This window comes from Janthinobacterium sp. BHSEK, from assembly GCF_056174685.1.
Genome location: NZ_JBWBYV010000072.1, coordinates 1 through 12,010 on the forward strand (window position 1 = coordinate 1; position 12,010 = coordinate 12,010).

General features: G+C 63.9%; 9 protein-coding genes. 6 read left to right on the forward strand and 3 right to left on the reverse strand.

Translation table 11 applies throughout. From position 1 onward, the window contains the following. Positions 1-314: 314 nt before the first annotated feature. A complete protein-coding gene (locus AC0V2Y_RS22895; RefSeq protein WP_475416316.1) occupies positions 315-704 on the reverse strand; it encodes a hypothetical protein in 390 nt (129 codons plus the stop codon). Positions 705-717: 13 nt separating this feature from the next. Beyond that, the gene (locus tag AC0V2Y_RS22900; protein ID WP_475416315.1) at positions 718-1,095 is read right to left on the reverse strand and encodes a nuclear transport factor 2 family protein; all 378 of its coding nucleotides are present in this window, start codon (positions 1,093-1,095) and stop codon (positions 718-720) included. Positions 1,096-1,352: 257 nt separating this feature from the next. On the opposite strand from AC0V2Y_RS22900, the gene AC0V2Y_RS22905 reads away from it, so the two are divergent. The 6 genes from AC0V2Y_RS22905 to AC0V2Y_RS22930 all read left to right on the forward strand — a co-directional run bounded on the left by AC0V2Y_RS22905 (position 1,353) and on the right by AC0V2Y_RS22930 (position 8,805). Beyond that, positions 1,353-2,753, forward strand: coding sequence for an L-cystine transporter (locus tag AC0V2Y_RS22905; protein WP_475416314.1), 1,401 nt, complete (start codon positions 1,353-1,355; stop codon positions 2,751-2,753). Positions 2,754-2,992: 239 nt separating this feature from the next. Next, on the forward strand, positions 2,993-3,757 hold the full coding sequence (locus AC0V2Y_RS22910) for a histidine phosphatase family protein (protein ID WP_475416313.1): 765 nt from the start codon (positions 2,993-2,995) through the stop codon (positions 3,755-3,757). A 17-nt stretch (positions 3,758-3,774) separates the two neighbouring features. Beyond that, on the forward strand, positions 3,775-4,653 hold the full coding sequence (locus AC0V2Y_RS22915; protein ID WP_475416312.1) for an NAD(P)H-hydrate dehydratase: 879 nt from the start codon (positions 3,775-3,777) through the stop codon (positions 4,651-4,653). 118 nt (positions 4,654-4,771) lie between these two features. Continuing rightward, entirely contained in the window at positions 4,772-7,276 is a 2,505-nt protein-coding gene (locus tag AC0V2Y_RS22920; protein ID WP_475416311.1) for a TonB-dependent receptor plug domain-containing protein, read from the forward strand. An 18-nt stretch (positions 7,277-7,294) separates the two neighbouring features. Next, positions 7,295-8,218 (forward strand): SAM hydrolase/SAM-dependent halogenase family protein, encoded by a 924-nt coding sequence (locus AC0V2Y_RS22925; RefSeq protein WP_475416310.1) that lies wholly within the window; start codon positions 7,295-7,297, stop codon positions 8,216-8,218. 251 nt (positions 8,219-8,469) lie between these two features. Then, positions 8,470-8,805, forward strand: coding sequence for a hypothetical protein (locus tag AC0V2Y_RS22930; RefSeq protein ID WP_475416309.1), 336 nt, complete (start codon positions 8,470-8,472; stop codon positions 8,803-8,805). 137 nt (positions 8,806-8,942) lie between these two features. On the opposite strand, the gene AC0V2Y_RS22935 is transcribed toward AC0V2Y_RS22930, so the two are convergent. Next, the gene (locus AC0V2Y_RS22935; RefSeq protein WP_475416308.1) at positions 8,943-12,002 is read right to left on the reverse strand and encodes an efflux RND transporter permease subunit; all 3,060 of its coding nucleotides are present in this window, start codon (positions 12,000-12,002) and stop codon (positions 8,943-8,945) included. Positions 12,003-12,010 lie beyond the last annotated feature (8 nt).

Consider the following 12,010-nt stretch of genomic DNA (forward strand, 5'->3'; position numbering starts at 1 on the left):
GGAATTAGTCGTTGTGAACCCAACATCTTCTTGTTCCCGGACAAATTAAATAAATATCGTGGCTATGCAGAATCATAGCCATTAGCTGGCCCATGAACGTCGCTCTTCCCAGCAATTTCATGGGTTTTTCACAAGCTGTTTTTCCCTCCACGCATCTAACAATGTTTAATCAGCTTTTGCGCCGCGCGCAGTTTGACGGCATCTGAATAAGTCGCCATGAAAAAGTCGGATTCCGACGCTATCGCGTGGAATTGCTCGCCCAGTTTTTGGATTTCAATAATGATATATCGCTCCCGCTACGACACTTCCAGCAATCAAGTCCTGCCCGGCCGCTTGATCTGCAGCAAGATGAAATGCGTCCACGCCAGCGCCGGCAGCACCAGCAATAGCAGCATCAATCCGGCCGGCATGTCCGGCACTAAACGCACGAAGCAGGCAAGAAAGCTGGCGATGGCCAGCCAGAAGCGCCAGTTGAATGCATACGCCTTGCGCGCCACCGTCGCCAGGGCGATGCGCCAGAATTCCAGCAAGGCCCACAGGCCGCCCGTCAGCAGCAGCGCGGCCAGCGAATTGGCGCCGGGGGCGTCGGACCAGGTGCGCACCAGGTTGTATAGCAGCACGGGATAGCCGGCCGTGATGGCCAGCGTGGCGGGGCCGGCGGCGATGACAGCTTCAAACAGCTGCCCTTTGGAACGATGATCCACTAAATCCTGCTCCTCAAGCCACGACGCCGGAATGGGCGGCGATCACTTGCAGCGCGCCGGCCGCATTGTGCGCCCAGACGCGCGTAAAACGGAAGTCGCCATGCGTTTCCACGTCGTGATAGCTGCCCGTCAACTGCATGCGCACGGAGACGACGGCCACGTGGCCGTTGATGCGCACATGGCGCTCGGAAGCGCGCAGATCGGTGATGGTCAGCAGGCGCTGCTCATGCGCGGCCAGGTCAGCATGCTTGCTCAGCAAATGGCCCAGGTGATTGGTAAACAGCAAATCGTCGGCCAGCAAATCGTTCAGCACGGCCACGTCGGAGGCCATCATGGCCAGGCGCAAGCGTTCTTCCGCATCGAGTACCTGTACTTCCGTTAAAGCATTCATCTTTTTCCTTATTAAAATAACGGGCGCATATTAGCAAACGGGAAAACCATGCTGGCACGAAATAGCCAATTTCACAATCATCCGAAAGACTTATGCCTGTGGAGCATATTTATATAGCGTAATATTCGCAGCGGTATTGCGCAAAACACCCCCATAGTACTGTACAGTGCTTGCCCTTTCGCCCCAGGCTGGGGCAGCAATGACTTGTAGTAAAGTGCTCTCCGCAGTCTCGAATAAAACCAAGATAAGGCCCCTACATGGCAATTAACATCATTCTGAACCTGCTCGTTGCGCTGGTCGTCTTCGCCTTCATGTTCCACCAGCAACGCAAACACGCGACGTTCACGGTACGCGTCTTCACGGGCCTGGGCCTGGGTGTGCTGCTGGGTGCGGCCGTGCAGGCCGTCTACGGCGCCGGCTCGCCCATCATCGCGGGCACCAATGAATATATCGACATCGTCGGCAGCGGCTATGTCAAACTGCTGCAGATGATCATCATGCCGCTGATCATGGTGTCCATCATTTCCGCCATTTTAAAGCTCAAGGATGCGAGTTCGCTGGGCAAGATCAGCGCGCTGACCATCGGCACCCTGCTCATCACCACCACGGTCGCCGCCGCGATCGGCATCCTGATGGCCAAGCTGTTCGGCCTGACGGCTATCGGCCTGACGTCGAGCGCGGCCGAAGTGGCGCGCGGCGTGCAGCTGCAAGGCTCGCTGGAAACGGCAAAAGCCCTGTCCCTGCCGAAACTGCTGGTCAGCTTCGTGCCGACCAACCCTTTCCTCGACATGACGGGCGCGCGCAAGACCTCGACCATCGCCGTGGTCGTCTTCTCGATCTTCATCGGCATCTCGGCCACGGGCATCGCGGCGAAAAAGCCGGAAATCTTCGCCTCCTTCGAGCACTTCATGAAAGTGGCGCACGCCATCGTCATGCGCATGGTCACCCTGGTGCTGCGCCTGACGCCGTACGGCGTGTTCGCGCTGATGTTTGAAGTGGTGGCGTCGTCGAGCTACACGGACATCTTGAAATTGATCAACTTCGTCGTCGCCTCGTACAGCGCGCTGATATTGATGTTCCTCGTGCACCTGGCCATCATCGCGGGCGTGGGCTTGAACCCCTTGCGCTTCGTGAAAAAAGTCTTCCCCGTGCTGGCCTTCGCCTTCACCTCGCGTACCAGCGCCGGCTCGATCCCGATGAGCGTGCAGACGCAAACCCAGCGCCTGGGCACGCCGGAAGGCATCGCCAACTTCGCCGCCTCGTTCGGCTCGACCATCGGCCAGAACGGCTGCGCCGGCATCTATCCGGCCATGCTCGCCGTCATGATCGCCCCCACCGTCGGCGTCGATCCATTTACGCTCAGCTTCCTGCTGCCGCTGCTGGCCATCATCACCATCGGTTCCGTCGGCGTGGCCGGCGTGGGCGGAGGCGCCACGTTTGCCGCCCTGATCGTGCTGTCCGCGATGGACTTGCCCGTCGCGCTGGCCGGCTTGCTGATCTCCGTCGAACCGCTGATCGACATGGGCCGCACGGCCCTGAACGTGAGCGGCTCGATCACGGCCGGCACCGTCACCAGCCGCGTCATGGGCGAGACCGACCTGGCCGTCTACAACAGCGACGACGCGCCTGACCTGGATGAGGCGGAACACGCCGCCTAGAACGCATAACCAAACCTACTGCGCGTCGCGGGTTGCGGTTTCCGATGCTCACTGGCTCGGCGCCCCCGTACCTTCGCACAGTTCCGCTTCTCAAGCCAACGGGGGCGCCGAGCCTCGCTTCCGCTCGCTACGGTTTTGTTAAGCGTTCTTAAGCGCGTCCAGCCACACCAGCGGCGCGCCGCGCCTTGCCGCTTTCGTCTATATTGGATCGCAATCAATACGGAGGAAGGCGCAAGGCGATGGAACAGAAATGGCCGCAGCAAATCTGGATCGTGCGTCACGGCCAAAGTGCCGGCAACGTGGCGCGCGATGCCGCCGAAGCGGAAAAACAGTTATTGATCGCCATCGCCGAGCGCGATGTCGATGTCCCCCTCTCCGAGCTTGGCGCGCGCCAGGCGCACGCCCTCGGCGACTGGTTCGCCACCCTCCCCCCTGAACAACAACCGACCGTCGTGCTGTACTCGCCGTATGTGCGGGCGCAGCAGACGGCGCAAGCCGTGCTGGCGCGCATCGATGCGGACAGCTTGAGCGCCGTGGTGGCCGACGAGCGCCTGCGCGAAAAGGAATTCGGTATCCTCGACCGCCTGACCGTGCACGGCATCGCCAGCAAATATCCGGAACTGTACGAACAGCGCCAGCATGTGGGCAAGTTCTATTTCCGCCCGCCGGGCGGCGAAAGCTGGTGCGACGTCATCCTGCGCCTGCGCAGCGTGCTCGACACCATCACCCGCGAATACCGGGGCGAACGCGTGCTGATCGTCGGCCACCAGGTCATCGTCAATTGCTTCCGCTACCTGCTCGAGCGCTGCGACGAGCACGCCATCCTGGCCATCGACAAGGCCGCCGACGTGCCCAACTGCGGCATCACCTCGTACGCCTTCAACCCCGCCCTGGGCAGGCACGGCAAGCTGCAGCTGGACCTGTGCAACTTCGTCGCGCCGCTGGAAGCGGCCGGCACACCCGTCACGGCCCAGCCCGACATGCCGGCGGCGCCGAAATCCTGATCCTTAGAAGGTCATCCATGGACGCCATCGACATCACGCCTTCCCTGCTGCGCTCCTGGCCTCTGCCCAGGCCCCAGCCCGATGGCGACAAGGAAGTGCGCGGCCACCTGCTGATCGTCGCCGGCTCCGAGGAAATGCCGGGCGCCATCGTGCTGGCGGCCACGGCCGCCCTGCGCGCGGGCGCGGGCAAGCTGACCCTGGCGACGGGCGCGTCGGTGGCGGCGCAGGTGGCCGTCGCCATGCCCGAGGCGCGGGTCATCGGCCTCGATGAAACGGTGCAGGGCGGCTTTCGCCACGAGGCGCGGCACCAGCTGGCGCCGCTGGCCGGCAAGGTGGACGCGGTGCTCGTCGGGCCAGGCATGTGCGACACGGCCGCCAGTTGCGAACTGATGCGCCACCTGCTGCCCCTGTTTGCCGGCAGCCGCCTCATCCTCGACGCCTGCGCCATGCAAGTCGTGCGCCAGCCCGCCAACTTCCGCTTCGACCAGCCCGTGCTGCTGACGCCGCACGCGGGCGAGCTGGCCCAGCTGATGGGCCTGTCGAAGGATGCCGTGCTGGCCGACCCGCATGGCTGCGCCGTGGAAGCGGCGCGGCGCTGGCATGCCATCGTCGCCCTGAAAGGCGCGCTGACCGTCATCGCCATGCCCGATGGCAGCACGTGGACGCACGCGGGCGGCAATATCGGCCTGGCCATCTCCGGTTCCGGCGACACCCTGGCCGGCATCATCACGGGCCTGGCCGCGCGCGGCGCACCGTTGGAACAAGCGTGCGCCTGGGGCATCGCCCTGCATGCGCTGGCGGGCGAGCAACTGGCCTTGCGCTGCGGCATCCTCGGCTACCTGGCGCGCGAAATCCCGGCCGAGATTCCCGCCCTGCTACGTAATCTGGTGCCCTGAGCTGCGCGGCATGGAAACAACAGCATAAGCATATCCAGAAAGAATCGTTAGCCTGGGCAACGGTCTCCCTTAAGCTCATTCAACTGTTTCCAGATGACTAAGTTTAAAGGACACCGCCTTGCATCCGCGCCATTCATACGCCTCCCCATCCATTCCCGCCACGCCGCTGCGCGCCATCGTGCTGGCCTGCTCCATGCTGGGCGCCGCGCCCGCCTGGGCTCAGGCTGATGACACGGCCACGAGTACTGCAACGCCAGCCAGCGCCAGCATCGACCAGGTCACCGTCGTCGGTTCGCGCGCGCGCAACCGCACGGTGTTCGACAGCAGCGTGCCCATCGACCGCTTCGGCGCGCGCGAAGTGAGCAATGCGCTGGCCTCGGGCGACGTGGGCGCGGCCCTGCAAAACCTGTCGCCCTCGATCAACTTCCCCCGCATCGAATCGAGCGGCGCGTCGGACTCTGTGCGCGGCATCCAGTTGCGGGGCCTGGCGCCCGACCAGGTGCTGGTGCTGATCAACGGCAAGCGCCGCCACACGAGCGCCGTGCTCGACACGGAAAGCAGCTTTGCCGGCACCGTGCCGGTCGACATCAACGCCATTGCGCCGAACGCTATCGACCACATCGAAATCCTGCGCGACGGCGCGGGCGCCCAGTACGGCAGCGACGCCGTGGCGGGCGTCATCAACATCGTGCTGAAAAAAGCGCGCACGGGCGGCGCCGCTTCCGTCAGCTACGGCACCAACCACACGCATTTCGAGCCCACCGATCAAACCCTGACGGATGGCCAGACCGTCATCGTCAACGCCGACTACGGCGTGCCGCTGGGCGAGGCGGGATTCTTCCGCTTCGGCGCGGAAACGCGGCGCCGCTCGCCCACGGAACGGGCCGGCCCCAGCGACGCCGGCTGGACATCCTACAACTTCACGCCGGCCGACCAGGCGCTCGACGGCAAGGTGCTGTTCAAGTCGGGCGACTCGCGTCAGCGCAACAACTACCTGTTCTACAACACCCAGCTCACCCTGGCCAACGGCCTCGACCTGTACTCGTTTGCCACCCTCAACGAACGCACATCGGACGGCAGCGCCTACTTCCGCTATCCGGGCGACCCGTCGAACGTGCCGGCCCTGTATCCGCACGGCTACCGCCCCGTCACCAACGGCGACAAGCGCGACCTCAGTATCGTTGCCGGCGTACGCGGCAGCGCGGGCGAGTGGAACTGGGACGCCAGCGCACGCCACGGCAGCGACCGTTTTGACTACGGCGTGAGCCACTCCGTCAACGCCTCGCTGGGCGCGGCCAGCCCCACGCGTTTCAAGCTGGCCGGCTTCGACTTCCGCCAGAACGCCCTGAACCTTGATGCCACGCGCAGCCTCGACATCGGCTTGCCCGCCCCATTGAGCGTGGCCGTGGGCGCCGAATGGATGCGCGAAACCTACCAAAGCTCGGCTGGCGACGCCGCTTCGTATGCGGCCGGCAGCTTCACCGATGCGCCACCGGGCGCCCAGGCCGGTCCCGGACTGCGCCCATCGGACGCCTATGACGGCAGCCGGCAAATCCGCTCCGTGTATGCGGACGTGGAAAGCGATCTCACGCCGCGCCTGCTGGTGGGCGCCGCTGCCCGCCATTCCCGCTACAGCGACTTCGGCAGCGCCAGCACGGGCAAGTTGTCCACGCGCTATAAAGTCACGGAGAATTTCCTCGTGCGCGGCTCGCTGTCGAACAGCTTCCGCGCACCCGCCCTCGTGCAGACGGGGTTCCGCTTCGCCACCTTGAACTTCAACGCCGATGGCACGGCCCTGCAAACGGCGGCCCTGCTGCCGGCCAGCGACCCGCTGGCGCGCAGCTTCGGCGCGCAACAGCTGAAGCCGGAAAAATCCACCAACCTGTCCCTGGGCCTGGCCTGGAAACCGGCCGCCGCGACCAGCGTGACGGTGGACGCCTACGTGATCCGCATCCGCGACCGCATCACGCGTTCGAGCGACTTGCAAAGCGACGCCGTCACGGCCTACCTGGCCGCGAATGGCCGCGGTGATATCCAGTCCGTGGCCTACCTGGCCAATTTGCTCGACACGCGTACCAAAGGCCTGGACGTGGTACTGAACCACGATCTGGCCTTCACGTCAGGCAAGCTGAACCTGAATGCGGCCCTGAACCTGAACAAGACAACGCTCGACAAGGTGCGCCAAAGTTCCACCGCGCTGGCCGCCATCGATCCCAGTCTGACCCTGCTGACGGAGACAAGTTTGTTCCGCATCAAACATGCGTCGCCCGCCAGCAAATTGATCCTCGGCGCCGACTGGCAGGCGGCCGACTGGGGCGTGCAGGCGCGCGCCACGCGCTTTGGCGAACTGAAAGATTTTTCGTATGACAGCGACGCGCCCCTGATCGACGGCATCCCCGCCCAGCGCTTCGGCGCCGTGTGGTCGCTGGACCTGGAAGGGCAATTGAAACTGAGCCGGCAGCTGACCCTGAGCGTGGGCGGCAACAATATCCTCGACCGCTATCCGCAGCGCGTGCGGGAAACGAACAACGCCACGTATGGCGGCGCCCTGCCCTACAATTTCATCAACCCCATCGGCGTCAATGGCGCCTACTTTTACGCTAAATTAAGCTACACGTTCTGACACGGACAAGGATAAATCATGATCATCAAACGAATCTCCCACCTCGTCGCCGGCGCCTGCCTGAGCGCCCTCCTGTTATCCAGCGCCCAGGCCGCCGCGCCGCTGGTGCTGATGACGGACTTCGGCACGGCCGACGGCGCCGTGTCCGCCATGCATGGCGTCGCCTATGGTGTCGATCCCCAGCTCACCATCTCGGACCTGACGCACCAGATTCCCGACTACGACATCTGGCTGGGCGCCTACCGTTTGTACCAGACGGCCAATTACTGGCCGCAAGGCACGGTGTTTGTGTCCGTCATCGACCCGGGCGTGGGCACGGCGCGCAAGTCGGTGGTGCTGAAAACCAAGGGCGGACGCTACTTCGTGGGCCCGGACAACGGCCTGTTCACCCTGATCGCCGAGCGCGACGGCGTGGCGGAACTGCGCGAAATCGATGAACAGGTCAACCGCCTGGCTGGCTCCGCCGAGTCGTACACCTTCCACGGCCGCGACGTGTACGCGTACGTGGGCGCGCGCCTGGCGTCGGGCGCCATCACGTATGAACAGGTGGGCCCGCCATTGCCCAGCGAATCCGTGGTCAAGATCGCGTACCAAAAACCTGTGCGCGACGGCAATACCATCCGTGGCATCGTGCCCGTGCTCGATGTGAAATATGGCAATGTCTGGACGAATATCCCGAAGTCCCTGCTCGACGAATTGCAGGTGAAACTGCACGATCCGCTGCAAGTGCGCATCTTGCACAAGGGTAAGCAAGTGGCCAAGGTCACGGCGCCGTTCGAACACACGTTTGGCGGCGTCGCCAAGGGCAAGCCGCTGGTCTACCTGAACAGCCTGCTCGACGTGGCCGTGGCCATCAGCCAGGGCGACTTTGCCGCCAAACACCACATCGCGTCGGGCGTGGATTGGGAAGTGGAAGTGAGCAAGGTTTCGCCGTCGAAATAAACGCCGGCCGGGACGTCCTGTCCTGGCCCTTTCTTTCTCGTTCACGTGGCGCGTTTGCGCCATATCAAAACGGATCGCCGATCCTGCTGCCGATGGCCACTGATTTGTAAATCCCGTGAACCTGCGCGCGCCTGCCCACTCTAATTTTTGCAAGCGATGCCAGCCTTGCTACGACGGCCTGCCCGCACCGTGGCAGGCAACTGGCGAGGTATGACTACCCACGACAGCTTTCCAACGAGAAAGGAACAATCATGACGGCTCCACTCCTTAGCACCAGCAAGCTTGTCCTCGGCACCGCCATCGTGTGCGCGCTGCTGGGCGGCTGCAACAAGCACAACGAGACCACCACCGCCCCGGCCACGCCGGCCGCCACACCCGGCACGGGCGGCAGCGGCACCTCGGGCACCAGCGGCACCACCACGCCGGACACCACCACGCCCACCACGCCATCCGTAGCACCAGGCACGACCACCAATCCCGACGGCACGACCACGCCGCCGGCCACCACCCCGCCTGCCAATGGCACCACGCCGGGGACCGGAACCGGAACGGGGACCGGCACCACGCCACCGCCGCGCAGCAGCTAACAACCGCGTCCCGGCGGTCGACCTGGCTGCAAGCCTTCAGCAGAATACGCAAAAAAGAGCCTTCCGACGAAGGCTCTTTTTCTTGCACATCACATCACATCACATCACATCACATCAATTCTCCCCGGCACGGCGCCTCAATGGGCCGGCACCGCCCTGTCGGCCACCCGGGCGCTCAACGCCTGATGGTCCGCCGCCAGGAACAGATACATGGCAGGCACCACGAACAGGGTAAACAGGGTGCCGATGGACAGGCCCGTGAAAATCACCAGCCCCATCGCGTGGCGCCCGGCCGCGCCAGCACCCGAGGCGATCACCAGCGGCAGCACGCCAAACACCATGGCGGCCGTCGTCATCAGGATGGGACGCAGGCGCACGGCAGCCGCTTCTTCCACCGCTTCGCGCTTGCTCTTGCCCGTCTTTTGCAGCTGGTTGGCCACTTCCACGATCAGGATGCCATGCTTGCTGATCAGTCCCATCAAGGTCACCAGGCCCACCTCCGTGTAGATATTGATCGAGGCAAAGCCGAGGAAGATGAACATGGTCGCGCCAAACAGGGCCAGCGGCACGGAAATGAGGATCACGACGGGATCGCGGAAGCTCTCGAACTGCGCCGCCAGCGCCAGGAAGACGATCACCACGGCAAACAGCATGGTGACGATGAAGCCGCCCGATTCCTGCACGAACTGGCGCGACTGCCCCGCGTAATCGGCCGTGTAGCCGCTGGGCGCCACCTGGGCCAGCGCGTCGCGCATGAAGGCCAGCACCTCGCCCTGCGAGGCGCCGGACACGCCGGAAAGCGTCACGGAATTGAGCTGCTGGAAGCGGTTGATCGACTCGGGCACCACGTCGTACTCGATATGCGCGACGGTACTGGCCGGTATCATCGTGCCGTTGGGCGTCTTGATATGGAAATCCAGCACGGCCGACGGATTCAGGCGGTCGACCTGCAGCACCTGCGGGATCACTTTATACGAACGCCCGGCGATGGAAAAGTAATTGACGTAGTTGCCGCCCAAGGCCGCGCCCAGCGCCGCCCCCACGTCCTGCTGCGTCATGCCCAGCGCGGCGACATTGTCGCGGTCGACCGCCACAGTGGCTTGCGGCTTGTCGATTTTCAAGTCCGTATCGATGAAATAGAACTTGCCCGATGCGCGCGCCTTTTCCAGCACCTGCTGCGCGATGGCATCGAGGTTTTCAAACGGCTCCGTGGTGGCGATGACGAACTGCACGGGCAAGCCCGAAGAGCCCGGCAAGGCGGGAAACTGGAAGGCGGCCACGCGGGCGCCGGCGATCTTGTTCCAGCCCGCCTGCAAGTCTTGCTGCACCTCCTGGGCGCTGCGCGCGCGCTCGTCCCAGGGCGTCATCAGCATGCCGCCAAAACCCGAGTTGACCGTCGGCACGCCCGTGATCTGGAACATCTGGCTGTATTCGGGCATCGCCTTGGCCACCTGGTAGATTTGCTCCGCATACACTTGCATCTGGTCCGACGTGGCCGTCGGGTCGCCCACCACCTGCGACAGCACGACCCCCTGGTCTTCCTCGGGTGCCAGCTCGGACTGCGCCATCTTGAACATCAGGCCCAGCACCACCATCAATAGCGCCGCCATGACGATGAGCACCACCCAGGTGTCGAGCAGCGCGTGCAGCAGGCGCTGGTACGTGTCATGCACCTTGCCGAAGACGCGGTCGATGGCTTGCACGAAGCGGCCGCCATCTTGTTCCGGACGGAAAAAGCGCGAACACATCATGGGCGACAGGGTCAGGGCCACCACGCCCGACACGGCCACGGCGCCGGCCAGGGTGAAGGCGAATTCCGTGAACAGCGCGCCCGTCAGGCCGCCCTGGAATCCGATGGGCACGTACACGGCGATGAGCACCACCGTCATGGCCAGAATCGGGCTGCCCAGTTCGCGCGCCGCCAGCAGGCTGGCTTCCAGCGGCGGCTGGCCCTGCTTCATGTGGCGGTCCACGTTTTCCACCACGATGATGGCGTCGTCGACCACCAGGCCGATGGCCAGCACGATGGCCAGCAAGGTCAGCAAGTTGATGGAATAGCCGAGCGCCAGCATGGCCGTAAACGTGCCGATCAGGGACAGCGGCATGGCGATCACGGGCACGATCACGGCCCGCAGGCTGCCCAGGAACAGATAGATGACGATGGTGACGATCAGCAGCGCCTCGGCCAGGGTCTTGATGACTTCCTTGATCGAGGTATTGATGAAGAAGGTCGAGTCGTACACGATTTCGCCCGTCAGCCCGGCCGGCAGCTGGGACTGGATGCCCGGGAAGACGGCGCGCACGCGCTTGGCCACGTCGAGGATATTGGCTTCCGGCGCCACCTTGATGCCGATGAAGACGGAGCGCACGCCGCTGAAGGCCACGTTGAAATCATAGTTTTCAGAACCCAGCACGACGGTGGCCAGGTCTTCCAGCCGCACGATGGAGTCGCCGCTGCGCTTGACGACGAGCTTCCTGAATTCCTCGACCGAATGCAGGTCCGTGCCGGCCGTCAGGGGGACGGTCACCATCTGGCCCTTGCTGGCCCCCAGCGCGGCCAGGTAATTGTTATTGCCCAGGGCGGTGCTGACCTCGGCCGCCGTCACGCCGAACGCGGCCATCCTGTCCGCGTCCAGCCAGGCGCGCAGGGCGAACTGGCGCGCGCCCAGCAATTCCGCCGTCTGCACGCCGCTGACGGAGTCGAGCTTGGGCTTGACGACGCGGCTCAGGTAATCCGTCACATTATTCGTCGGCAAGGTATTACTGTAAAAGCCCAGGTACATGGCGTCCGTCGTCTGCCCCATCTGCACCGTCAGCACAGGCGTTTGCGCCTGGGCCGGTAACTGGTTCTTCACGGAACTGACCTGGGTGTTGATTTCCGTCAAAGCCCGGTTCGCGTCGTAATTGAGGCGCAAGGTGGCCGTGATGGTCGACACGCCGCTGCTGCTGGACGAAGACAGGTAATCGATGCCCTGCGCCTGGGCAATGGCCGATTCCAGTGGCTGCGTAATGAAACCAGCCACCGTCTGCGCGTCGGCGCCGTAATAGGTGGTGGAGATCGTCACGACGGCGTTCTGCGTCTTCGGATACTGGTTGATGGGCAAGCTGAACAGGGAGCGCAAGCCCAGCACCACCAGCAGCAGGCTCACCACCATGGCCAGCACGGGCCGGCGGATAAAGAGATCGGTGAAGTTCATGGCGGCGC